Annotated in this window: 19 protein-coding genes and 1 riboswitch; of the genes, 8 read left to right on the forward strand and 11 right to left on the reverse strand. The window is 66.8% G+C overall.

Annotated elements, in window-relative coordinates:
• The first annotated feature begins 149 nt into the window (after nucleotides 1-149).
• Nucleotides 150-629, forward strand: a complete 480-nt coding sequence (locus tag M5E06_RS29340) for an Lrp/AsnC family transcriptional regulator (RefSeq protein WP_109152757.1) — start codon at nucleotides 150-152, stop codon at nucleotides 627-629.
• Nucleotides 630-884: 255 nt separating this feature from the next.
• On the opposite strand, the gene M5E06_RS29345 is transcribed toward M5E06_RS29340, so the two are convergent.
• Nucleotides 885-2,111 carry a winged helix-turn-helix domain-containing protein gene (locus M5E06_RS29345; protein WP_252141265.1) on the reverse strand — a complete coding sequence of 409 codons (1,227 nt, stop codon included), beginning with the start codon at nucleotides 2,109-2,111 and terminating at the stop codon, nucleotides 885-887.
• A 136-nt stretch (nucleotides 2,112-2,247) separates the two neighbouring features.
• Between M5E06_RS29345 and M5E06_RS29350 the strand changes: the two genes are divergently transcribed.
• Entirely contained in the window at nucleotides 2,248-3,450 is a 1,203-nt protein-coding gene (locus tag M5E06_RS29350; protein WP_252141266.1) for an NnrS family protein, read from the forward strand.
• Between the two features lie 35 nt (nucleotides 3,451-3,485).
• Here the strand turns inward: M5E06_RS29350 and M5E06_RS29355 are convergent, their stop codons facing one another.
• From M5E06_RS29355 to M5E06_RS29370, 4 genes are all read right to left on the reverse strand, one after another.
• Nucleotides 3,486-3,860, reverse strand: coding sequence for a response regulator (locus M5E06_RS29355; RefSeq protein WP_109152754.1), 375 nt, complete (start codon nucleotides 3,858-3,860; stop codon nucleotides 3,486-3,488).
• Nucleotides 3,861-4,020: 160 nt separating this feature from the next.
• Entirely contained in the window at nucleotides 4,021-4,437 is a 417-nt protein-coding gene (locus M5E06_RS29360; protein ID WP_109152753.1) for a hypothetical protein, read from the reverse strand.
• 124 nt (nucleotides 4,438-4,561) lie between these two features.
• A complete protein-coding gene (locus tag M5E06_RS29365; protein ID WP_252141267.1) occupies nucleotides 4,562-7,294 on the reverse strand; it encodes a hybrid sensor histidine kinase/response regulator in 2,733 nt (910 codons plus the stop codon).
• Nucleotides 7,291-8,136: a phosphate/phosphite/phosphonate ABC transporter substrate-binding protein gene (locus M5E06_RS29370; protein ID WP_252141268.1), complete on the reverse strand. Its 846-nt coding sequence runs from the start codon at nucleotides 8,134-8,136 to the stop codon at nucleotides 7,291-7,293. Before M5E06_RS29370 ends, M5E06_RS29365 begins: the two co-directional genes overlap by 4 nt.
• A gap of 358 nt (nucleotides 8,137-8,494) precedes the next feature.
• Here M5E06_RS29370 and M5E06_RS29375 point away from each other — a divergent pair, with 358 nt between their 5' ends.
• Nucleotides 8,495-8,683 carry a hypothetical protein gene (locus M5E06_RS29375; RefSeq protein WP_252141269.1) on the forward strand — a complete coding sequence of 63 codons (189 nt, stop codon included), beginning with the start codon at nucleotides 8,495-8,497 and terminating at the stop codon, nucleotides 8,681-8,683.
• A gap of 72 nt (nucleotides 8,684-8,755) precedes the next feature.
• On the opposite strand, the gene M5E06_RS29380 is transcribed toward M5E06_RS29375, so the two are convergent.
• The 3 genes from M5E06_RS29380 to M5E06_RS29390 are packed head-to-tail and all read right to left on the reverse strand — an operon-like array spanning nucleotide 8,756 to nucleotide 13,775.
• A complete protein-coding gene (locus M5E06_RS29380) occupies nucleotides 8,756-11,833 on the reverse strand; it encodes a multidrug efflux RND transporter permease subunit (protein WP_252141270.1) in 3,078 nt (1,025 codons plus the stop codon).
• A gap of 10 nt (nucleotides 11,834-11,843) precedes the next feature.
• On the reverse strand, nucleotides 11,844-13,079 hold the full coding sequence (locus M5E06_RS29385; RefSeq protein ID WP_252141271.1) for an efflux RND transporter periplasmic adaptor subunit: 1,236 nt from the start codon (nucleotides 13,077-13,079) through the stop codon (nucleotides 11,844-11,846).
• Between the two features lie 6 nt (nucleotides 13,080-13,085).
• A complete protein-coding gene (locus M5E06_RS29390; RefSeq protein WP_109152746.1) occupies nucleotides 13,086-13,775 on the reverse strand; it encodes a TetR/AcrR family transcriptional regulator in 690 nt (229 codons plus the stop codon).
• Nucleotides 13,776-14,362: 587 nt separating this feature from the next.
• Here M5E06_RS29390 and M5E06_RS29395 point away from each other — a divergent pair.
• From M5E06_RS29395 to M5E06_RS29410, 4 genes are all read left to right on the forward strand, one after another.
• Complete coding sequence (locus M5E06_RS29395) at nucleotides 14,363-15,472, forward strand: hypothetical protein (protein WP_252141272.1); 1,110 nt, start codon at nucleotides 14,363-14,365, stop codon at nucleotides 15,470-15,472.
• Between the two features lie 195 nt (nucleotides 15,473-15,667).
• Nucleotides 15,668-16,855: a urate hydroxylase PuuD gene (locus tag M5E06_RS29400; protein ID WP_252141273.1), complete on the forward strand. Its 1,188-nt coding sequence runs from the start codon at nucleotides 15,668-15,670 to the stop codon at nucleotides 16,853-16,855.
• A 34-nt stretch (nucleotides 16,856-16,889) separates the two neighbouring features.
• Nucleotides 16,890-18,224 (forward strand): guanine deaminase, encoded by a 1,335-nt coding sequence (gene guaD, locus M5E06_RS29405; RefSeq protein ID WP_252141274.1) that lies wholly within the window; start codon nucleotides 16,890-16,892, stop codon nucleotides 18,222-18,224.
• Between the two features lie 26 nt (nucleotides 18,225-18,250).
• A riboswitch (yybP-ykoY riboswitch) is annotated at nucleotides 18,251-18,375 on the forward strand.
• Between the two features lie 82 nt (nucleotides 18,376-18,457).
• The gene (locus M5E06_RS29410) at nucleotides 18,458-19,036 is read left to right on the forward strand and encodes a manganese efflux pump MntP (RefSeq protein WP_109150837.1); all 579 of its coding nucleotides are present in this window, start codon (nucleotides 18,458-18,460) and stop codon (nucleotides 19,034-19,036) included.
• A gap of 159 nt (nucleotides 19,037-19,195) precedes the next feature.
• Here the strand turns inward: M5E06_RS29410 and M5E06_RS29415 are convergent, their stop codons facing one another.
• From M5E06_RS29415 to ahpC, 3 genes are all read right to left on the reverse strand, one after another.
• Nucleotides 19,196-20,380, reverse strand: a complete 1,185-nt coding sequence (locus M5E06_RS29415; protein ID WP_252137514.1) for an IS4 family transposase — start codon at nucleotides 20,378-20,380, stop codon at nucleotides 19,196-19,198.
• Between the two features lie 186 nt (nucleotides 20,381-20,566).
• Nucleotides 20,567-22,162 carry an alkyl hydroperoxide reductase subunit F gene (gene ahpF / locus M5E06_RS29420; RefSeq protein WP_252141275.1) on the reverse strand — a complete coding sequence of 532 codons (1,596 nt, stop codon included), beginning with the start codon at nucleotides 22,160-22,162 and terminating at the stop codon, nucleotides 20,567-20,569.
• Between the two features lie 396 nt (nucleotides 22,163-22,558).
• Entirely contained in the window at nucleotides 22,559-23,122 is a 564-nt protein-coding gene (gene ahpC / locus M5E06_RS29425; RefSeq protein ID WP_085092243.1) for an alkyl hydroperoxide reductase subunit C, read from the reverse strand.
• Nucleotides 23,123-23,359: 237 nt separating this feature from the next.
• Here ahpC and M5E06_RS29430 point away from each other — a divergent pair, with 237 nt between their 5' ends.
• Nucleotides 23,360-24,271 carry a hydrogen peroxide-inducible genes activator gene (locus M5E06_RS29430; protein WP_252141276.1) on the forward strand — a complete coding sequence of 304 codons (912 nt, stop codon included), beginning with the start codon at nucleotides 23,360-23,362 and terminating at the stop codon, nucleotides 24,269-24,271.
• Nucleotides 24,272-24,312 lie beyond the last annotated feature (41 nt).

Below are 24,312 nucleotides of genomic sequence, written 5' to 3' on the forward strand. Positions count from 1 at the left end.
CCGTTCTCCCACGCTTGGCGCCCACTCCCACCGTCGGACCAACACCGGGAAGGGCGGATTGGTTGCATGGAAGGGCTCGCACCGGCCGCCGGCTCTGCTTATGTTTGCAGGTGTAACGATTGACTGGGCGGAGGAGGGGGAAGGCGCAGATGGCGGCGATCAAGCTCGACCGGCATGAGAAGGGCATCCTGACGGCCCTGCAGGAGAACGCCCGCCTGACCATGCAGGAGCTGGGCGATACGGTCGGCCTGTCGGCCTCGCCCTGCTGGCGCCGGGTTCGGTCGATGGAGGACATCGGCGTCATCCGCCGCTACACGGTGCAGCTCGACCCGCGCAAGCTGGGGCTTGGCGAGTGCGTGTTCGCCCATGTCACGCTGGAACGCCACAAGGAGAATGCGGTCGAACAGTTCGAGACCGCCATCGCCGACATGCCGGAGGTGCTGGAATGCTTCGCCGTCACCGGCGACGCCGATTACCTGCTGCGCATCGTCGTGCCGACGACGGAGGATTACGGCCGCTTCCTCAGCGAACGCATCTTCTCCATCCCCGCGGTGTCGCACGTCAAATCGAGCGTCACCCTGAAGGAGGTGAAGTTCGAGACCCGGCTGCCGCTCGACCATCTGGAGTGAGGCGCGATTCGCCCTCTCCCGCCTCTCGCACAAACTTTGTTTGTGCTGACGGCGTCAGGCGGATCAAAGATCCGCTGAGAGCCCCGGGAGAGGGAGGGGACCCACGAAGTGGGGAGGGTCAGGGGGAGTCCAAGAATCCTAAACTGCGTAGCTTCGTGCCTAACCCCTCACCCTTCCCACCGCTGCGCGGCGGGCCCCTTCCCTCTCCCGGGGCGGGAGAGGGAGTCGATGCGATTTCCTAACCTCCGGTCGAACTCAGGCACCCGTCAGCCGCAATTCCGCCGCCAAGGCCGGCGCCAGATCGCCGCCGCCGGTCATCGTCACACGCTCCAGGCCCAGCCAGCCGGCCAGACGGCGCAGTTCCGCCGCCAGGGGCGGGGCCACGCTGCCATGGCTGGCGTGGGGTTCGGTGTGGGCGGCCTGGACCAGCAGGGTGGAGGCCTTGCGGTCGGATTTCAGGTCGACGCGGGCGGCGATGCGCTCGTCCATCAGGAAGGGCAGGACGTAATAGCCGTGCTCCCGCTTGTGGGCGGGGGTGTAGATTTCCAGCCGGATGCGGGCGCCGAACAGCCGTTCGGTGCGCTGCCGCTCCCAGATCAGCGAATCGAAGGGGGAGAGCAGGGCGCGGGCCGGGGCCTTGCGAGGAATGCGCAGGTCGGGGGTGACGTAGGCGGTGCGCTCCCAGCCCTCCACCGTCACCGGCAGCAGGTCGCCGGCCTCCACCAGTTCGGCGATGCGCAGGCGGGCGTCGGCGACGTCCAGCCGATGATAGTCGCGCAGGTCACGTTCGGTCGCCACGCCATGGGCGCGGGCGGCGATGCGCAGAAGGGCGCGCTGGGCCTCGGCCTCCTCCGGGGTGGGGGTGTCTAGGACGGCGGCGGGCAGCACCCGCTCCGGCAGGTCGTAGAGCCGCTCGAAGCCGCGGCGGCCGGCGGTGGTGACCAGACCGGCCCAGAACAGGAACTCCACGGCCCGCTTGCCGTCGCTCCACCCCCACCAGCCGCCGGCCCCGCGCCCGGCCTCGGACAGTTCCGAGGCGCCCAGCGGCCCGCGCGCCGCCACCTCGGCCAGGACGGAGTCGATGTAGGGGCGGCGTTCGGCGGCGAAGCGCGCCAACTCGCTGTAGGTGCCCTCGCCACGTTCGGCCCGCGCCATGCGCCAGCGGAACAGCGGCTGCTGCTCCACCGGGATCAGCGACGCCTCGTGGCCCCAATATTCGAACAGCGCCCGCCGCTTGCCGCCATAGGCCAGCCGGTCGAGCAGCGCCGCCTCGTACGGCCCCAGCCGCGAGAACAGCGGCAGGTAATGCGAGCGCACCAGCACGTTGACGGAATCGATCTGCACCAGCCCCAGCCGCCCGATCAGGCGCCGGGCATGTCGGGCCTCAACCGGATCGGCGTCGGAGGTCGTGTTGGGGAAGCCTTGGGCCGCGATGGCGATGCGGCGGGCCTCGCGCAGGGACAGGCTGTCGGGACGGGGCATGGACCTGAAAGGAAAGCGGGCGGGATGCCAGCTTGCGAATGCGTTTGATTTTCGTCAAGGCGGCGTGGGGGCGTGGGGCGCAGGCTGACGGTCAATCCTGCACTGCAGCACCCGTCTTTTTGCGGAGTTCCCCTTCATGTCCTCCCCCAGTCTTGCCGGCCGCGACGACGGCCCCGCCATCCCGATCCTGTTCCAATATGGCTTCCGCTTCTTCTTCCTGTTCAGCGGCGTGGCCGCCGTCGGGCTGCTCGGCGCCTGGCTGGGCGTTCTGGTGACCGGGGAATGGCCCGAGCATGCGGTCGGCGCCAGCGCCTGGCATGCGCATGAGATGCTGTTCGGCACGGTGGTGGCCGCCGTCGCCGGCTTCCTGCTGACCGCGGTGCCGAGCTGGACCGGAACCAAGGCGGTGTCCGGCGCGCCGCTGATGGCGCTCGCGGCATTGTGGATCGCCGGCCGCGTCGCCGTCTTCCCCTGGACCGGCATGCCGGAGCCGGTGGCGGCGGTGATCGACATCGCCTTCCTGCCGGGGCTGGGGCTGGCGCTCGGCCGGCCGCTGGTGGCGGCGGGCAAGTGGCGGAACAGCGCCTTCCTGATCCTGATCGGGTTGCTGACGGCGGCCAACCTGCTGATCCATCTCGATTGGCTGGAGATTCTGGACGGCGGGACGGATGCCGGCTTCGCGCTGGGCCTCGGCGTGGTGCTGATGATGGTGACGGTGATCGGCGGGCGCATCCTGCCGGCCTTCACCCGCAACGGGCTGGGCAAGGCGGGACTGGGCGTGCGGTCCTGGCCGATGGTGGAGCGTCCGGTGCTGGTGCTGACGCTGGTGCTGATCCCGGCGGCGATGGTGGCGCCGGAGTCCGTTGTCACCGGGCTGATCGCGCTCGCCGCCGCGGTGGCCCATGCGGTGCGGCTGGCCGGCTGGCAGGGCTGGAAGGCCTGGCGCTCGCCGATCCTGTGGATCCTGCATGTCGGTTATCTGTGGGTGCCGGTGGCGCTGGGCTTGCGCGGGCTGCATGCCCTGGCCGGGCTGCCGGCGGCGGCGGGAACCCATGCGATGACGATCGGCGCCTTCGCCACCCTGATCCTGGCGGTGATGAGCCGCGCCTCGCTCGGCCACACCGGGCGGCCGCTGGTGGTGTCGCGGCTGACGGTTGCCGCCTATGTGCTGCTGACGGTCGCGGCGGTCGCCCGCACCGCCTCGCCGCTGCTGCCGGTGGAGTGGGTGTGGTCGGCGCTGCAATGCTCCGGCTATGCCTGGGTCGCGGCCTTCACCCTGTATCTCGTCGCCTACGCCCCGGTCCTGATGTCGCCGCGGGTCGACGGGCGGCCGGGCTGATTGGCATTGGCTGATCGGGGTCGGCCGATGGGCGGTCAGGCGGCGCCGCGGAAGTAACGGTCGATGGCGTCCGTCATCTCGACCTCGCGGAAGGGCTTGGTCAGGACCGGCCGGTCCTGATGGCTCCGCGGCAGGCCGGCGGCGCCATGGCCTGTGGTGAAGACGAAGGGGATGCCCTGGGCGCTCAGCGCGTCGGCGACGCTGTCGACGCGCTCCCCGCGCAGGGTGACGTCCAGCAGGGCGGCGTCGATGCCGCCCTTGGCGATCAGCTCCAGCGCCTCCGCCACCGTGCCGGCGGGACCGACGACGCCGACATTCTGGACTTCCAGCGAATCCTCGATGGCCATGGCCACCAGCGGCTCGTCCTCGACGAGCAGGATGCGCAAGGGCTTCGATCGGTCGGCTTCCATGGACAGGCGGCTCGCTGATGGTCGGGGCTGTTGTCGGCCGTCAGATGGGGGTCTTAATCCCATATGGCAACCGGCGTGAGCTTTTCCGTTCAGCCCTCCGCTTGTCCAGCCCGACCTTGGTCATCGCCCATAGGGCCATCCGCAAGCTATGGCTGGACTATCACCCCAGATCATCAAGCGCCTGTTGGAGGGACGGATAGAGTGCCTCCACCAGCGACCCGTCCGGCCGCACCGGCGACGGCAGGGTGTCGGCCCCTTCCAGCGCCCGGAAAAGCGGCAGGCCGCCGACCTCGACGAAGCCGCCGCGCTCGCCATACTGGCCGACGATCCAGTCCTTGACCGTCGGGTCGCCGTCCAGCGCGTTGTTGTGCGAAATCAGCGCATGGGTGCCGTCGTCCGACCGGCGGTACCAGGCCCGGCAGCCGTCGCCGAGATCCATCGGCGTGAAGCCGGCCTCGGTCATGGCCTTCCGCACCGCCGGTCGCACCCGGTCGGCCCGCAATCCGGCCAGCAATCCGGTATGTGGCCCGGTATGTGGCCCAGTCCATTGATCGAGATCGTCCGCTAGGTCGCTCATGTCGCCTCTCTGGTCTTGGTCCTGAGGAGACAACGCGCCAGGAGGACTTTTGTGCCACGCCGACCTGTCCGAATGTGGAGGGAGCGGCTGCCTGTTGGTGGCGTTGCGGCCACCACCTATCCGTTCAGACGTTTAGCGGCTGGCGGGTGCGGAGCGCAGCGAGCGAGCGGTCCAGCAGGTCGCGCAGCCGCTGTTCCTGCTCCAGGACGGTGGCGGCCGGGGCGTGCTCCAACTCCTTCGCCAGACGGCCGAGGGCGGCGGCGCCGAGATTCAGCGAGGTGCCCTTCAGCGTGTGGGCGGTGCGGTTGTGCGGCTCCCCGGCGCGGGCCTGGGCGACCATGCTGTCGATGGTCTTCTGCCCGTTGTCGGTGAAGCCGGCGACGGAGGCGGTCCAGTCGTCGGCCGTCAGCACCTCCAGCAGCAGGGACACCTGTTCCTCATCCAGCAGGTCGTCGTCGGGAATGGCAGGCTGGTCGATCATGGCGGGCTCCGGAGCGGCGGGCGCGGGGGCGGCGGACACAGCCGCGCCGTTGCCCAGCACCGACGCCATTTCGGCAAAGAGCAGGGCGGGGCGCAAGGGCTTGGTGACGAAACCGTTCATCCCCGCCGACAGGCATTCCGGCCGCGAACTGCCCGACGCATGGGCGGTCAGCGCCAGGATGGGGACGCTTCCCTGAGGGTCGGGCAGTTCGCGCACGCGGCGGGTGGCGGTCAGCCCGTCCATGCCCGGCATCTGGATGTCCATCAGCACGAGGTCGAACGGCTGGTCGCGCACCATGCGCACCGCCTCCCCGCCGCTGGCGGCAAGCGCCACGCTGTGGCCGGCGCGCTCCAGGATGCCGCGGACGATGTCGCGGTTGACCTCGATGTCGTCGACCGCCAGCACGCGGAGCGTCGGCAAGGCTGCGGCGCGCGCCGCCTCGCCGACGCTGGCGCCGTGGCCGGGCTCGACGCGGCGCAGGGCCGACGGGTCGCCGGGACGGGCGACGACGGTGAAGCGGAAGACGCTGCCGCGGCCGGGGGCGGTGTCCACCGCGATGCTGCCGCCCATCAGCAGGCAGAGGTCGCGGCAGATCGCCAGCCCCAGGCCGGTGCCTCCATAGCGCCGGGTGATGGAGCTGTCGGCCTGGGTGAAGCGGTCGAACAGGGTCGGCACCGAGCCCGGCGCGATGCCGATGCCGGTGTCCTCCACCTCGAACTCCAGATGGAAGGAGTCGGGATGACCATAAGCGATGAGGTCGGCGGGGGTGCGGTCCAGCCGGCGCACCCGCACGGCGACATGGCCCTCCTCGGTGAATTTCACCGCGTTGCCGACCAGATTGAACAGGATCTGGCGCAGGCGGGCCGGATCGGTGACGATCACCTCCGGCACCGACGGCATCAGCCGGGCCGACAGCTCCAGCCCCTTGTCGGTGGCGTTCGGGCGCAGCACCTCCAGAACCCCGTCGATCAGCTGGGGCAGGGCGCAGTCCGCCTCCTCCAGGTCGATGCGGCGGGCCTCCAGCTTCGACAGGTCGAGGATGTCGTCCAGCAGCCGCAGCAGCGTTTCGGCCGAGCGGCGGGCGACGTCGGCCAGCCGCTTCTCCTCCGTCGGCAGCGAGGCGTCGGCCAGCAGGGTCAGGTTGCCCAGCACGCCGTTCATCGGGGTGCGCAGCTCGTGGCTGACGGTCGCCAGGAACTCGGTCTTCGACCGGCTGGCGGCCTCCGCCTTCTCCTTGGCCTGGAGCAACTGCTCGGCCGCCTGACGCGGCTCGGTCACGTCGATGCACAGCCACAGCTTGCCGATGGCGGTGCCGGCGGCCCCGGCGCCTTTGCGCACCGGCACATTGTGCCAGCTGACGATGCGCCCGTCGGTCAGCGTCATCTCGCGCCGCTCGTCGCCGTCCACCGCCGACAGCAGGGTATGGTCGGTGTCGCGCGGGGCGTTGCCGGCATTGGCCAGCGTCTCGTCCAGCCGGTGGCCGACCGGCGCCACGGTGATCGCGAACAGGCCGGAGAAGGCCGGGTTGGCGTAGGCGATGCGCCCGTCGCCGCCGACGAACAGCACGCCGAAATCCATCGCCGACAGCAGAGCGGACAGGCGGGCACGTTCCTGCTCCACGTCGCGGGCCAGCGCCTCCTGCTCGTCGAGCGCGACGGTCAGCTGGTCGACGCGCTCCTTGATGGCGTGGGACATGGTGTTGAAGGCCGCACCCAGCCGGCCGATGTCGTCGCTCCCCTCCGCCAGTTCGGGCGGGCTGTAGTCGCCGGCCGCCACCCGTTCGCTGGCCCGTGCCAGCGCCGCCAGATGACGGGTCAGCCACAGGCCCAGCAGGGTCAGCAGCCCGGCAGACAGCAGGATTTCCGACAGGGCGATGGCGATGCCCTGGGTCAGCAGGTCACGCCGTGCCTCGACGATGTGCAGCAGGTCGAGACCGAACTGCACCGCGCCCAGCTTCTGCCCGGCCAGCGACACCGGCACCGCCACGTCGTAGCGGGCGATGCCGTCCTTGGTGTCCAGCGTCAGGGCCGGGTCGGGATTGGGCAGCGCGCGGTTTTCCGGCCAGCCGCTGATCGCCACCAGCCGACCGTTGCTGTCGCTGACGGCGAGGTAGAGGACGCCGCCGGTGGAGCGGCTTTCGTCCAGCACCGCCTGCAGCGTCGCATAGTCGCGCTGGGCCAGCGGCGCCACCAGCGCGGCGTTCAGCACCGGCGCCACCTGCCCCGCATGCAGCCTTGCCTGTTCGGCGAGGCTGCCGTAGAGCAGCCGCACGCTGTTGGCGACCAGCAGGGTCAGCATGATCGCCTCGACCGCCATGGCGGCGACCAGCATGCGCCCGCGCAGGGTCTTCCAGGGCGCCAGACGGGTCAGGATCATTTTCCGGCCTTCAGAACGCTCCGGACCTCGTCGGACAGCGGTTCCATCGATTCCAGCTCCTCATCGGTGACCATGCGGTAGCCGTCGAGCTGGTTGGCGTCGAAATACGCCTTGCCCTCCGCCGTCTCGCCGAAGGCGAACAGCGCCTTGCGCAAAGGGTCCGCCAAGTCCGCCTGCCTGCCGTTCAGCATATAGACGCGGCCGGCCATCGGGCGGCTTTCGGCGATGGTGGAGAGCTGGGCCTGAACCTCCGGCGCCAGCTTGGCTCGGTTGGCCAGCGACATGAAGCCGGCCGACGCATCGCCGGCCAGGATCAACTGGGCCACGCTGTCGGCGGCGCTGACGTAGCGAAGCTGGATGTTGGGCAGCTTCTGTTCGGCCAGCCAATGCTGGCCCCACAGCGTCACCAGCGACGACGGGCTGAGGCCCAGGACGGTGGTGCCGGCAAGCGACGCCGCCGTCTGGTACGGTCCCTTGGCAGCCGTCACCGCCACGGCGCGGAAATCGGCCTTGTAGGTCAGCAGCGGCAGATAGGCGGCGTCCTTGCGCAGCAGTTCCGCCTGATGGCCGGTGGTGACGGCGATGTCGTATTCCTGTTCGACCGCCCGGCGGGCGAAGGCGGTGAAGTCGGGTGCCGTCACGATCTCCACCGGCCGGCCCAGCGCCGCCTCCACCGCGCGGCGGACGGGCTGGTACTGTTCGATGATGACGCGGGCGCTGGTGTGCGGGGCGATGCCGATGCGGAACGCCTGCTCCGCCGCCACGGCCGGAGCGGGAGTTGCCAGCCCGCACAGCAGGGCGGAACAGAGCGCGGCAAGGCCGGGCAACAGACGCTTTGTCATGGATCTCGGATCCCTACGTTGTGCAGGCGTGAAATGCCGGCGCATGAACGGACAGCATTCGTTACGGCGAAGGCCCGACCAGTGGCCTAGGACAAAAGATATAACATTCGATAAATGCCGCAGGTAGGGACAAGAGCGCGCAGGGCGGCCTCTTTCGCGCATGTCCCGGCCGGTTGCCCGCGATGCGAAAAGCTTGTGGAACTTTGGCCATTCCTGCTCGCATCATTCTGCCGGCCCTGCGCAACTTTGAAACGGGAGTGTGGAAGGATTCGGCGGGCGTCCAAGAAAGATCACGCTTTGGTTGCGGGGCGGTCCGCTATGTGTCGGGCGTGCCTCCTCGCCGCAAAGGACCTCCGCCGTGCCGGAACGAGCCCTCGACCCGCAGTCAGCGATCTGCAGCGCCATCCGTCTGCTGCGCGACCACAGCCGCGGCTGCGCCAGCATCGAAACCCGGCGCCTGCTGATCCACACCGAACGCTGGCTGGTCTGGATGCTCCGCTGCGAAGAGGGCGAGGACCTGCCGGTGCCGGTGGAGCTGGCGGGGTGAGACGGCACAAACGAAAACAGGCCCCTCCCGGTCGGGAGGGGCCTGTTTCGTCTTGCGGTGCCCGACGGCGCGTCAGGTCGTGCTGCGCAGCTGCTCCGCCCGGCTGGAGCGGGACGCGGCGTAATGGTCCTTGGCCAGCAGGGTGTAGACCGCCGGCAGGACGAACAGCGTGAACAGCGTGCCGATCAGCATGCCGGACACGATCACCAGACCGATGGAGAAGCGGCTGGCCGCACCGGCGCCCGCCGCGGTCAGCAGCGGCAGCAGGCCGACCACCATCGCCGCGGTGGTCATCAGGATCGGGCGCAGGCGGACGCGGGCGGCGTGCTCGATCGCGGTGCGGCGGTCCACGCCTTCGTTGATCTGCATCTCGCGGGCGAACTCCACCAGCAGGATGCCGTGCTTGGAGATCAGGCCGATCAGAGTCACCAGACCGACCTGGGTATAGATGTTCATGGTGGCGGCGCCGAAGAACAGCGGCAGCAGCGCGCCGCAGATCGACATCGGCACCGACACCAGGATCACCAGCGGGTCGCGCAGCGATTCGAACTGCGCGGCCAGCACCAGATAGATCACGATCAGCGCGAAGGCGAAGGTGACCATCAACTGGCTGCCCTCCGTCACGAACTGGCGCGATTCAGACAGGTAGGCGTGGTTGAAGCCGGCCGGCAGCTGGGTGCGCGCCTGCGCCTCCAGGAAATCGACGACCTGCCCCATGGAGACGCCCGGCATCGGCACGGCGGAGAAGGTGGCCGAGGGCAGCTGGTTGTACTTGTTCAGCGCGTTCGGCTCCACCGCCGTATCCACCGACACCACGGTGGACAGCGGGATCTGGGCGCCCGATCCGGAGGTGACGTAGTAGTTGGTCAGCGATTCCGGTGTCAGGCGGTCGGCCCGCGGCACCTGCGGAATCACCTCGTAGGAACGGCCGTTCAGGTTGAAGCGGTTGACGTAGTTGCCGCCGACCAGCACCGCCAGCGTGTCGCCAACCGCCTTCATCGAAAGGCCGAGGTCGGCCGCCTTGGCGCGGTCGATCTTCAGCCGGACGACCGGGCTGTCATATTTCAGGTCGGTGTCGGTGACGATGAACATGCCGCTTTTCATGGCGGCGTCGTTGATCCGCTCGATGGCGTCGAAGATGGTGCGGTAATCGCCGGGGCTGGAGATCACCATCTGCACCGGCAGGCCGCCGGTGGAACCGGGCAGGGCCGGCGGCGACACCAGGAACACGTTGATGCCCGTCACCTTGCTCAGCTCGGCCTGGGCCAGCGGCTGCAGTTCCTTGGCCGACCGCGCGCGCTCGCCCCACGGCTTCAGGATCATGCCGGCGAAGCCCTGGTTCAGGGTCGGCATGCCGGTCAGGACGAAGCGGGTGTCGGTCTCCGGGAAGCTGGCGAAGGTATCGTCGATCTGCTTTCCGAAGCTGTCGATATAGTCGAGGTTGGCATATTGCGGCGCCTTGGAGATGCCGAACAGGATGCCCTGGTCCTCTTCCGGCGCCAGTTCCGACATGGTGTTGGCGAACAGGTAGCCGACCGACAGCAGGATGCCCAGCGCGAACAGCAGGGTCGCGGCGCGATAGTCCAGCATGCCGTCGAGCCGCCGCTCGTACCAGCCGGCCAGCCGTTCGAACTGGCGGTCGAGGAAGGCGGCGAAGCGGCCCTGGCTTCCGCCCTCCTTGAGGATGACGGAGCACATCATCGGCGACAGCGTCAGCGCCACGATGCCCGACACGATCACCGACGCGGCGAGCGTGAAGGCGAATTCGCGGAACAGCGCGCCGGTCAGTCCGCCCAGCAGGCCGATGGGGGCATAGACCGCCGCCAGCGTGATGGTCATGGAGATGACCGGCCCGATGATCTCGCGCGCGCCGATCAGCGATGCCGCGACCGCCGACTTGCCGTGTTCTATGTGCCGGTGGATGTTCTCCACCACCACGATGGCGTCGTCTACCACAAGGCCGATGGCGAGCACCATCGCCAGCAGCGTCAGCAGGTTCAGCGAGAATCCCAGCGCCAGCATGAAGGTGGCGGCGCCGATGATCGACAGCGGGATCGTCACCACCGGGATCAGCACCGACCGGAGGGATCCGAGGAACAGGAAGATGACGACAATGACGATGGCCACCGCTTCGAGCAGCGTCTTCACCACCTCGTCGATGGACGCCTGGATGAAGCGGGTGCTGTCATAGACGATTTCCATCTTCATGCCGGGCGGCAGGTTGCGCCGCAGCTCCGGTTCCATCTTGCGGATGTCTTCGACGATGTTCAGCGGGTTGCCGGTGGGGGTGCTGTCGACGCCGATGAAGATCGCCTGCTGCCCGTTCATCGCCACGCTGGCGTCGAAGCTCTTGGAGCTGAGTTCGACGGTGGCGATGTCGCGCATCCGCACCAGCGCCCCGTCCTTGGCCTTAACCACCATGTCTCGGAACTGCTCAACATCGGTTAGGCCGGTGTTGGCGGTGACGTTGGAGATGACGAAGACGCCCTTGGTCTGGCCGGGAGCCGACTGGTAGTTGTTGGCGGCGACGGCAGCCGAGACGTCGGCCGGCGAGATGTTGCGCGCCGCCATCTTGGCCGGATCCAGCCAAAGCCGCATGGCGAAGGTCTGGCCGCCCAGGATCTTGGCCTGCGCCACCCCGTTCACGGTGGACAGCACCGGCTGCACCACGCGCGTCAGATAGTCGGAGATCGCCGCCCCCGACAAATCGGGGCTGGAGAAGCCCATATAAAGGATGGAGGTCGTCTCGCCGGTCGATTTCAGGATGACCGGGTCGTTGGCCTCGCGCGGCAGCTGGTATTTGACCTGCTGCACCTTCGCCATCACGTCGGTCATCGCGACGTTGGGATCGAAGTTCAGCCGGACATAGGCGGTGACGACGCTCTGCCCCTGGGTGGAGGAGGAGGTCAGGTAGTCGAGACCCTCCGCCGTCGCCACCGCCTGTTCGATGGGCGTCGCGATGAAGCCCTGCATCAGCTCCGGCGAGGCGCCGGGATAGCTGGTGGTGACGGTGATGACCGTGTTCTGCAGCTGCGGATACTGCCGGATCGGCAGCTCCAGCATCGAGCGGATGCCGACCAGCAGGATCAGCAGGCTGACCACGACGGACAGAACGGGCCGGCGGATGAAGATGTCGGTGAAACTGCCCATGGCATCGGCCTCAGTTCTGCGGCAGGGTCTGCGGCGGCGTGAGCGGATTGCTCTGCGCCTCGACGACCGCGGCGCCGTTGTCCAGCTTCAGCTGGCCGGACACCACGACGCGGTCGCCGGGGTTCAGGCCGCTGCGGATCTCGACCCGGTTGGCGAGGCGGTCGCCGGTCTTCACCGCCTTGCGCTCCACCACCATCTGCTCCTTGCCGTCCTGGCCCTGCTTCTTCACGGCGACGAAGACGGAATCGCCGTAGACCGTGTAGTCGACCGCGGTTTCCGGCACGGTCAGCGTGTCGGGCTGCGGCGGCAGGACGACACGGACACTGGCAAACATGCCCGGCCGCAGCTGGCGCTCGCGGTTGTCCATGGTCGCCTGCACCTTCACCGCGCGGGTGTCGGCGCTGACCTGCGGTTCGATGGTGGTGATCTTCGCCTCGAAATCGCGGCCGGGCAGGGCATCGACGTTGATCAGCACACCCTGGCCGACCGACAGCTTCGGCAGCGCCTGCTCCGGCAGGGTGAAGTTGATGTAGAGCTGCGACAGGTCGGTCAGGGTGACGATGGTGGCGCCGGGATTGACGTAGTCGCCGACATTGACCTGCCGGATGCCGAGGTCGCCGTCGAACGGTGCCTTGATCAGCTTCTGGCCGATCAGCGCCGTCGTGCGCTTCATGTTCGCGTTGATCTCGTCGAGCTGGGCCTGATACTGGTCGACGTTGCTCTGCGGCGTGGCCTGGCTGCGGCGCAGGTCGCGGTAGCGCTCCAGGTTCAGTTCGGCCAGACGCGCCTGGGCGCGCTGGGCCAGCAAATCGGCCTGTTCGGTGGCGTCGTTCAGCTGCACCAGCGGGTCGCCGACCTTGACGCGGGAGCCTGATTCGAAGGGGATGCGCTCCACCCGGCCGGCGACCTCGGGGGCCACCGTGACCTGACGCGCCGCCTGCAGCGTGCCGATGGCCGGCAGGTATTTCGGGATCGTCTGCACCGTCGCGTCCGCCAGAGCCACCGGGGTGGGCGGCGGCTTGTTGTTGGCGAAGAAGTCGGCGATGGCCTTGGCGCGGAAGCTGTTGAAGCCGTACAGCGCAGCCCCCAGCAACCCGAGGATCACCAGCGTGATGACGATGCGCAGGGTCAGCCGCCCGCGCGTCACCGGCTTGCGCGGCGGGGGAGGGGGAGGCGTCCCGCGGCCAGGCTCGGACGCCGGGTGCCCGAATGACGTCTCGGTCTTTGGCGAATGGTCCAGGGTCACGTTCGGCTACTCCGGTCTCTCGGGTGTGGGGTCGTCATTGTTGGAGCCGCACTCGCGGGCGGCGATGATGTCGTCGCGCAGGCCGAGGCCGCGCAGGATGAACCAGACGGTCTGGCGGGCAAGCTCGGGACGGCCGCAGGGATAGGGCACCACCGTCCCGCCGGACAGGCAGACGGTCGCCATCATTCCGCACAGATGTTCGGCGAGCCAGAGCCCGTTCTCCGCATCGATCGGCCCCGGCGCAAGGTCGCCGCAGGCGACAGCGGCGGCGATGGAGGCGGCGAAACAGGGCATGAAGCGGCTGCGGATGCCCTCATAGACCTGCCGCATGAACTCGCCGTCCTCCAGCAGGCTGATGATCGACAGACGGTGGCGCGCCCGTTCGTTGGGATCGGACGGCACCTCGACCACGAAGTAGTTCACCAGCCCCTGGATCATCTGCACCAGCGTGCCGGTGCCCGGTGGCAGGGCCACCAGCCGTTCATATTCCGGGTCGCCGTCGATGCAGCTGAGGAAGATCGCCTCGTACAGCGAGGCCTTGGACGGGAAATGCTTGAAGATCAGCGCCTCCGACACGCCGGCAGCCTGCGCGATCTCCCGTGTGGTGGTCGCGGCGAAGCCCTTGCGCGCGAACAGCGGCAAGGCGGCGTCGAGGATCGCCCGCTTCCGGGCGCTGCTGTCGAGGCGTGGTGCCATTGGGGGGCATTAAATCAGTAGCTTGTGATAAGTGAGTGCTTACTCACCTTTGCGGGCGGAGGTATAGCTTGGGTGCGACATTCTGTCCACAGCGGAATGCCGGCCTCGTGAAGTCGCGAAACAGGTGAAATAGGTAAGTGATTAAAGTAAATCATGTGTTTCTAATATAAAGTATTCTAATACTCTGCCGGATAAATTGCTTTTTGTGAACCAGATCGCGCACTTCATATAGATATCGGAAATACTTGAAAGCAGTTCCAAAATCATGGATCGAATTATAGAAAATGTATGGGTGCTGTGAAGAGAAGTTCAAAACCAGAATGATGTAGGATTATTATTCTAATTTTCATTGTTGCGATACTTTTTACGGGACGAAGTGCCTGATTAAGTCACCTTCGCTGGTGAGGCTGTACTCTTTTTTTCGGAGCAGTCGCCCAATCACCGCGCACGGAATGGGGGCTTAGCCATAGCCGCAATCTCCGTTGAGAGCTGCATATCCCGGTATCACGATCAAAGAGTTCCACAGGCGGCGATGAATTTTCGCTGCCGGAAAGGAAGACTTATCTTTGCAATGGGAGGATTTGAAAATGACCGCCCGCACAACGAACTACACCTTTGACTACAAGGCGACATCCGACTCGGCGCCAGAATCTATCCGGGCAACATTCGAATATTGCCAGGATTTCACCGGAGACGGCTTGGATGACGTGAAGGTTTCGTTCAGTGTCTTGAACGATCTGAAAGCGGACCTTGTCGGCGTGGCGTTCAGCGTCAACAAAGATGCGGTTTCCGGGCTCTCCATCAGCCAGATCACCGCCAATGGCGCCGCCGGGCCTTACGCCGCGCTGATCGACGCCAACCGGATCTCCGACAATCCCGGCATGACCGACCCCGGTTTCAGCACCACCGGCGGAACATCGGAGGAGCCGTACGACATCGGCATCAAGTTCGGCAGCCTGGGCGCGAACGATGGCGTCGTGCAGAACGCCAGCTTCGTGATCAGCGGCACGACCGCCCTTGACGCCGAAGCGCTGTTCGACAGCAGCGACTGGTGGCTGCGGCTCCAGTCCACCGGAACGGGCGGGGGCAGCGCCAAGATCCAGGACGATCCGAACCATCCGATCGACCTGCTGCCGTGTGTCGATGAGCCGCCGCCGCCCGAGCACGCCTTGGCGCAGTCGCCTGGCTTCTGGAAGAACCACCTCGACCTCTTCCAGCAGGAAACCCACCTCGATCCGAACACGCGCTACGAAACCGTGTTCGGCGTGGACGTGAAGGGTTCGACCAAGGTGCCTTACTATTCCTCCGACCCGACCCTGTCGGAAGCCCTCTCGGCGCAGGGCGGCGGGGAGGCGGCGCTGCTGCGGTCCTCCACGGCGGCTCTCGCCAATTCCATGAGCGATGACCTCAACTATTACATGAACGCCGATCAACTCCATGAAGCCGCTACACTGGTCGGCACGAACTTCGACACGGTGTGGAATACGCTGGATAAGATCGACGTCAACGACGACCTGCACATTTCGACAGACGAGGTGATCGGCGCCGTGCGCGACGTCTATCTCAGCACCCCGGTGTCGTATGGCGGCATCCAGACGTTCAACCAGTTCGCCTGGACCGATGTCGGCCTCGTGTCGTCGGCGTTCGATACCATGAACAACATGACCCACCTGGACGCTACCCTGTTCGCGGCCTGATGGGCAACTGACGACCATGTGGACCGAATGGAGTGACGCCTCCTCGGTCCACACGGCCGCATGCGCGGCGTCACGTTCCCGCATCCCGATCTTTCGTCATTTTTTGAAGCTGTTGGGACGGACGAATGGTTTTCCGCACCCGCACACTCGCCTTACAGTCAAGCCATCGACCTGACCGGAAGGAGCGTGCGCGCGATGGAGCCCATCCTGTGGGAATGGATCAACGCCCTGGCGCGGTGGCTGCACGTCATCACCGCCATCGCCTGGATCGGATCGTCCTTCTACTTCATCCATCTCGACGCCTCGCTGCGCAAGCGGACGGGGGCGCCGGCCGGGACGGCGGGCGACGCCTGGCAAATCCACGGCGGCGGCTTCTACCACATGACCAAATACATGGTCGCCCCGCCGCAGTTGCCGGAGGATCTCACCTGGTTCAAGTGGGAATCCTACGCGACGTGGCTCAGTGGCTTCTTCCTGATGTGCGTGCTGTATTACCGCGGCGCCGACCTGTTCCTGATCGATCAGGACGTGATGGCGCTCAGCCATTGGCAGGCGGTGGCGATCAGCGTCGGCGCGCTGGTGGCGGGCTGGGTCGCCTATGACCTGATGTGCAAGTCGCCGCTGGGCCGCAATGACGGGGCGCTCGCGATTGCCGGGTTCGTGATGCTGGTGGCGACGGCCTGGGCGATGACCAAGCTGTTCAGCGGGCGCGGCGCCATGCTGCAGGTCGGTGCGCTGATGGCGACGATGATGGCCTGCAACGTCTTCATGCTGATCATCCCCAACCAGCGCAAGACGGTGGCCGCCATGCTGCGCGGCGATACGCCGGACCCGTCGCTGGGAAAGAAGGCCAAGCAGCGGTCGCTGCACAACAACTACCTGACCCTGCCGGTCGTCTTCCTGATGCTGTCCAACCATTATCCGCTGGTCAGCTCCACCCGCTACAACTGGGTGATGGTGGCGCTGGTGCTGGTGGTCGGCACGGCGATCCGCCACTTCTTCAACAGCCGCCATGCCGGCAAGCCGACGCCCTGGTGGACCTGGGGGGTGGCTGCCGCCGGCATGCTGGCCTGTGCGTGGCTCAGCACCATGGGGCCGGCGACTGGCGGCACCGCGGCGGCGTCGCCGGTCAAGGTCGGCTTCAATCAGGTCGAGGAGATCGTCTCCACCCGCTGCAGCATGTGCCACGCCGCCCAGCCGGTGTGGGAGGGCATCGCCAGCCCGCCGCGCGGCGTCGTGCTGGAGGGTGACGGCATCCGCCGCCATGCCGAACAGATCCGCCTCCAGGCCGGCTTCAGCAGCGCCATGCCCCCCGCCAACGTCACCGGAATCACGCCCCAGGAACGCGCGGTGTTGGCGGCGTGGTCGGGGGACATTAAGTAACCCTCCCTCACAGTACTCCATTGAACCGGACCCCATGCCCGACCAGACCATCGCTTCCGCCATCCGTGGGCGCCTGCTCAGCTTCCATCGCGCGCCCGCCGGGCCGGGGGATTTCGATTGCCTGACCTATCATGAAGACGGGCTGCTGCTGGTCGGGGCTGACGGGCGGATTCTGGAGGTCGGGGATTGGGCCGATCTGCGCGACCGGGTTCCGGAGGGGGTGGCGGTCGACGACCACAGCGGCAAGCTGGTGCTGCCGGGTTTCATCGACACCCACATCCATTTTCCGCAGACCCAGGTGATTGCCTCCTACGGCGCCCAGCTGCTCGACTGGCTGGAGAAATACACCTTCATCGAGGAACAGCGCTTCGCCGATCCGGCCCACGCCGCCGTCAACGCCGCCTTCTTCATGGATGAGCTGCTGCGCAACGGCACGACGACCGCTGTGGTCTACGGCTCGGTCCATCCGCAGTCGGTCGACGCCCTGTTCGCCGAGGCCGAGGCGCGCGGCGCCGGGATGATCGCCGGCAAGGTGATGATGGACCGCCACGCGCCCGCCGCCCTGACCGACACCGCCGACGGCAGCTATCGCGACGGCAAGGATCTGATCGGCCGCTGGCACGGGCATGGGCGGCAGCGCTATGCGGTGACCCCGCGCTTCGCCATCACCTCGACCGAAGCGCAGTTGGAGGCGGCCGGCGCGCTGCTGCGCGAGCATCCCGGCGTTCATATGCAGACCCATCTGTCGGAGAACACCGACGAGATCGCCGAGGTGCGCCGCCTGTTCCCCGGCGCCCGCGACTACACCGACGTCTATGACCGCTTCGGGCTGCTGGGGCCGACTTCGCTGTTCGGCCACTGCATCCATCTGTCGGAGACGGAGATGGAACGGCTGTCGGAAAGCGGCTCGGTCGCCGTCTTCTGCCCGACCAGCAACCTGTTCATCGGCAGCGGCCTGTTCGACCTCGACGCCTTGTCGAAGCCGGATCGGCCGGTGCGCACCGCCATCGCCACCGATGTCGGCGGCGGCACCAGCTATTCCATGCTGCGCACGGCGGCGGAGGCCTACAAGGTGCTGCAGCTGCGGCGCCAGAACCTGCCGGCGCTCGCAGCATTGCACTGGATGACCCGCGGCAATGCCGAGGCGCTGGGCATGGCCGACGAGATCGGCAGCCTGGAGCCCGGCCGCTGGGCCGACCTCGTCGTGCTCGACCCCGCCGCCACCCCGGCTATGCGACATCGCATGAAGGCGGTGGACGGGGATCTGGAGGAAGAGCTGTTCATCCAGGTGACGCTGGGCGACGACCGTTCGGTGGCCGCCACCTACCTGCGCGGGCGCAATTCGCACCTGCGGCAATCGGGCGCTTGACCCAAGCCCCTAGTCCTTGTAGGAGTTCCCCCGTCATTGGGGAGTAGCCACCCGCCGGCAGCGATCTGGCGGGGTTCGCGTCAACAGACTTGGACGGTTCCGGCCTCCGGCCGCTACCGCCATGGCGCGCACGGCGGCCGAAGGGCCGACCCGGCGAGACCAGTGGATCGGGCATCTCCGCGGCCAGCCGGAGTCCGTCCGATTCCACTGTGTTGTCTGGCCCGGGAATAGCCATGATCGCCACGTCCCTTGCGCTTGCCTTCAGCCTTTCGATGGATAGCTTCGCCGCCGCTCTCGGCCGCGGGGCCTGCTCGCGCCGGTCCGGCCTGCCCGAGGCGGTGCGCGTGGGCGCGGCCTTCGGCGTCTGCCAGTTCGCCATGCCGCTGGTCGGCTGGGGCATCGGCATCGCCTTTGCCAGCCTTGTGGAAACGGTCGATCACTGGATCGCCTTCGGCTTGCTGCTGGCGGTCGGCGGCGCGATGCTGCGCAATGCCATCATGGACAGCGATGACGAGGGCGAGGAGGATTGCGGCCCGGTGCGCAGCGTGCGGGCCGAATGGCTGGCCCTGCTGACCACTGCCGTCGCCACCAGCATCGACGCCGCCGCCGTCGGCGCCGGTCTGGCGCTGGTCGATGTCGACATGGTGACGACCTCGGCGTTGATCGGCGCGGTGACCTTCGCGGTGGCCTTTGGCGGCGTGCTGATCGGCAAGGCCGCCGGCAATCATTTGGGCCGCTGGGCGGAAATGGCCGGCGGCGTGGTGCTGATCGGCCTGGGCGCCAAGATCCTGCTGGAGCATACGCTGGGGTGAAGTTCTGCGGCGATCGCAGATCGTCAGCCAACACCAAGCCTCTGGAATAAAGTTACTTTTTCGGTCGTCATTCCCGCGACGGCGGGAATCCAGCCGATTCAGCCGCTTCATTGCGGAGCTTCCTGGATCCCCGCCTTCGCGCACTGCTGTCCGGGATTTTCAGGGCTCCGCCAGGGGCAGACTAAGTTGACGGTCTGGCGGTCTTTTTTGCGGTGGCCGTGGTCTTGTCGGACAATGATTGGTGGTGTCGAAAGGTTCGAAGAGTGCAACCTTGAGCCTGATCTTCAGGGCCTTCGCACCGCCGACATGGTTTTTGGCGTAGGTGTTCTGGAACAGCCGCAACAAGCAGAAGGCAATCAATGCCGTGTAGATCTGAATTCTGACGGCATTCTCCGAGCGACCGAAGAATGTCTTCAGCTTCAGGTTCTGTTTGATCCACTTGAAAAACAACTCAATCTGCCAACGCTCCTTATAAAGGTCGGCGATCTCCTGAGCAGTCCGGTCAAGATCATTGGTGATCAGATGGAGTGGCTCCTTATCCGGACGCGCCACCACCACTTCACGAAGTTCGGCGTCGTAGAGTGGGTTGGTCGCGCCGCCACGCGGCTTTTTGTGGCCGACCTTCACCCGGCGGTCCGCCACGATGTTGTCGCCAACCGCCTCCACGGTTCGCTCTACACGGCGGTGTGCATTGGCCTTCAGCCGGGTCACGAACAGCGCCTGCGCCATGGTGATCTCATGCCACCAGCGGTAATCCGTGTATCCCTTGTCAAAGACATAGGTGGCCCCGGCAGCGAACGGCAGGCGTCGCGCCATCTTGATTTCGCTGAGCTTGGGCGTTTCCACGGCAAAATGCACCGGCGTGGCTGTCCGCGGATCGTAGACCAGATGGAGCTTCAGGCCACGGCAGCGCGAATCGGCTTCGGCCCAGTTGAAGCGGCGGTCCCGCAACATGATCGCAGAGCCGTCGATCAGCCGCACCAACTCCCGGCTTTCCTGACGCGCCGATCGGGCCAAGCCGCCCATGACCTGTTCGGCAATCTCCCGGAACACCGCCGCAGGCCGGGCCGCCGAGGCATCGCTGAGCGTGCTCTTGCTAACCGGCCGCAGCCCGGTGTGGTAAAGCCCTGCCGGTTGGGCCGCCAACCCCTCCGCAATCTCGCGAAGGCTCTTCAGCCCGGCGAACTGGGCGAAAAGCATCGCCTTCAGGTGCCGCTGGCACGTCCAGCCCTTGTCACCACTCCCAACCCCATGATTGCCACGGTGCCGCGCCACAATCCCGTTCACCACACGACGGTCCAGAGGTTCCACAAGGCGCAAAAATCCGCTAGCTTGGAACGGCACGGCAGACCTCAAAATCTATGTTTGGCGACTGCGATTTTGGGCCAGAACTCTGGCTTTGTCTGCCGTGCAGCTTCAATCCATCCAAAAATCCCGGACAGCAGTGCGCCTTCGCGGGGATGACGGCCAAGAAAAGCGCTGATGCGCATCAAGAGCCGGGGCGGCGCATCGCCCCGGCTCTTTACGTCTTTACTCCGCCGCGATGGTCTCGCGCGCGGGTTCCTCGGCAGGCACCGTGCGGATCAGGTGGTCGAAGGCGGCCAGTGCGGCCTTGGCACCCTCGCCCATGGCGATGACGATCTGCTTGAACGGCACCGTCGTCGCGTCGCCGGCGGCGAAGACGCCGGGCAGGGAGGTCTGGCCGCGGTTGTCGACCTCGATCTCGCCGCGCGGGGTCAGCGCCAGCGTGCCCTTCAACCATTCGGTGTTCGGCACCAGACCGATCTGCACGAAGATGCCTTCCAGATCGACCCGCTTCAGCTCACCGCTGTTGCGGTCCTTGTAGGACAGGCCGACGACCTTGTTGCCGTCGCCATGCACCTCGGTGGTCTGGGCCGAGAGGATGACGGTGACGTTGGGCAGGCTGTTCAGCTTGCGCTGCAGCACCGCGTCGGCGCGCAGCTGGCTGTCGAACTCGATCAGCGTGACGTGCGAGACGATGCCGGCGAGGTCGATCGCCGCCTCGACGCCGGAGTTGCCGCCGCCGATCACCGCCACGCGCTTGCCCTTGAACAGCGGGCCGTCGCAGTGCGGGCAATAGGCGACACCCTTGTTGCGGTATTCCGCCTCCCCCGGGACATTCATCGAGCGCCAGCGGGCGCCGGTCGACAGCACCACCGTGCGCGACTTCAGCGAGGCGCCGCTGGCCAGCTTCACCTCGATCAGCCCGCCTTCCTGCGTGGCCGGTACCAGGGCGGTGGCGGTCTGCAGGTTCATCACGTCGACCTCATAGTCCTTGACGTGCTGTTCCAGCGCCGCGGCCAGCTTCGGCCCCTCGGTGTGCGAGACCGAGATGAAGTTCTCGATCGCCATGGTGTCGAGCACCTGACCGCCGAACCGCTCGGCCGCCACGCCGGTGCGGATGCCCTTGCGGGCGGCGTAGATGGCGGCCGCGGCGCCGGCGGGCCCGCCACCGATCACCAGCACCTCGAACGGGGCCTTGGCCTTGATCTTCTCGGCGGCGCGGGCGACGGCGCCGGTGTCGAGCTTGGCGACGATCTGCGCCACGTCCATCCGGCCTTGGGCGAAGGGTTCGCCGTTCAGGAAGACGGTGGGGACGGCCATCACCTGACGCTGCTCGACCTCCTGCTGGAACAGCGCGCCGTCGATGGCGACATGCTTGATCCGCGGGTTCAACGCGCTCATCAGGTTCAGGGCCTGGACCACGTCCGGGCAGTTCTGGCAGGACAGCGAGAAATAGGTCTCGAAGCGGAAATCGCCGTCGAGATTGCGGATCTGCTCCAGCAGTTCCTCCGACTCCTTCGACGGATGGCCGCCGACCTGGAGCAGCGCCAGGACCAGCGAGTTGAACTCGTGACCCATCGGCAGGCCGGCGAAGGTGACGCCGATGTCGGTGCCGTCGCGCTTGATGGCGAAGGAGGGCCGGCGGGCGTCGGCGCCGTTGCGGTCCAGCGTGATCTTGTCGGACAGCGAGGCGATGTCTTCCAGCAGGCCGAGCATCTCCTGCGACTTCGCCCCGCCGTCCAGCGACGCCACCAGCGTGATCGGGTTGGTGATGCGCTCCAGATAGGCCTTCAACTGCGTCTTCAGATTGGCGTCCAGCATGGCTTTCGTTCCCAACGTCTCGTGTCCGGGGCGGATCGCCTGCGCGGAATCGCGGCGGTCCGGGCGGAGAAATGGTGGCCCGAGTCAAAAGAGCCGGTCGGGCGGGCGGTCTGGTTTTGAAACAGTGAAGAGTTTGAAACGTCATCGTCCTCCCCGCGCAGGCGGGGATCCAGGCTTGGAAAAGGCTGCGACAAAAAGCGCCTGGGTGCCCGCCTTCGCGGGGATGGGGAAACCGATGACGGACCCTGATGGCGGGGAGGCTTTGAAAGCCGGCCCGCAAAAACTCGCCCTGTGGCCTGTCGGCCTCAAGGGTACCGCAACACATGTCCGCCGGAGCGGGGTGGGAGCCGGCCGAAGCCGGCCCCCGATCCTTAGGATTTCCCTTGCGGGAGAACCTTAGATCTTGCCGACGAGGTCGAGCGACGGGGCGAGGGTCTTCTCGCCTTCCTGCCACTTGGCCGGGCAGACCTCGCCCGGGTGGGCGGCGACGTACTGGACGGCCTTGATCTTGCGCAGCAGCTCCTTGGCGTCACGGCCGACGCCGCCGGCGGTGATCTCGACGATCTGGATCTTGCCGTCCGGGTCGACGACGAAGGTGCCGCGGTCGGCCAGACCGACTTCCTCGATCAGGACCTCGAAGTTGCGGCTGATCGCCAGCGTCGGGTCGCCGATCATGGTGTAGTTGATCTTGCCGATGGCCGGCGAGGTGTCGTGCCAGGCCTTGTGGCAGAAGTGGGTGTCGGTCGAGACGCTGTAGATCTCGACGCCCAGCTTCTGGAATTCGGCGTAGTTGTCGGCCAAGTCTTCCAGCTCCGTCGGGCAGACGAAGGTGAAATCGGCCGGATAGAAGAACACGACCGACCACTTGCCCTTCAGGTCGGCGTCGGTCACGTCGATGAACTTGCCGTTCTTAAAAGCGGTCGCCTTGAAGGGCTTAATCTCGCTGTTGATCAAGGACATTTGTGTTCTCCGATGAGGTGCGATGAATGGTTGTCGCCTCGATCTCCGGCCGGGGGCCGTGACATGCCCGACTTAGTGCGGCGCACCGGGTCGAACAAGAGGGCCTGCCTTGTGGCCAGGGGTCGGGGCGATGTTCCCGTGTCCCGTTGACCCGAGGAGGAATACGGGAAATCTGTTATCAAGAGAAGTAGAAAATACCAATTGGATTGATCGATAAAACCGATTACATAATCGGGCATGAAACCGCTCCCCACCTTGCGCCAGCTCCGCTATCTCGTCGCCGTCGTCGACCGCTGCCATTTCGGGCAGGCGGCGGAGGCCTGCCTCGTCAGCCAGTCGACGCTGAGCGCCGGTTTGCAGGAGCTTGAGGATCTGCTGGGCGCTACGCTGGTGGAGCGCACGCGCCGTTCCGTGCTGCCGACCCCGCTCGGCCGCGAAATCGCCGAACGGGCGCGGCAATTGCTGAAGGGGGCGGAGGAGCTGGTGGACATCACCCGCTCGGCGGCCGATCCGATGTCGGGCGCGCTGCATCTGGGCGTGATCCCGACCATCGGCCCCTTCCTGATCCCCCGCGTGATGCCGGCCCTGCGCGAGGCCTTCCCGCGCCTGCGGCTCTATCTGCGCGAGGATCAGACGGCGCGGCTGCTGGAACAGCTGAACGCCGGCAAGCTGGACGCGGCGCTGCTGGCCTTGCCCTATCCGATGGGCGATCTGGAGACGGAGGACATTGCGGAGGACCGCTTCTCCTTCGTCTGCCCCACCGGCCACCGGCTGAGCGCCGGCGATCCGGCCGAGCCGGTGACGGTCCCGTCGGAGGATCTGCTGCTGCTGGAGGACGGCCACTGCCTGCGCGACCATGCCATGGCCGCCTGCGCGCTGGACGCGACGCCGCACAACACCGCCTTCGAGGGCACCAGCCTGCACACGCTGGTGCAGATGGTGGCGAACGGGCTGGGGGTGACGCTGCTGCCGCAGATGGCGGTCGATTCGGGCATCCTGCGCGGGCTGGATCTGGCGGTGCGCCCGCTGGCCGGCGGCCGGCCGGGGCGGCGGATCGCGCTGGCCTGGCGCCGCACCTCGGGCCGGAAGGAGACCTTCCAGCGCCTGGCCGAAGCGCTGCGGGCGGAGATGACGCGGAAGGACGGCTGAGGGCGACGGCTGGGGAACCGGCCGCGCTCAAAGTATCGCTT

The organism is Azospirillum sp. A1-3 (assembly GCF_023806445.1).
Lineage (GTDB): Bacteria > Pseudomonadota > Alphaproteobacteria > Azospirillales > Azospirillaceae > Azospirillum.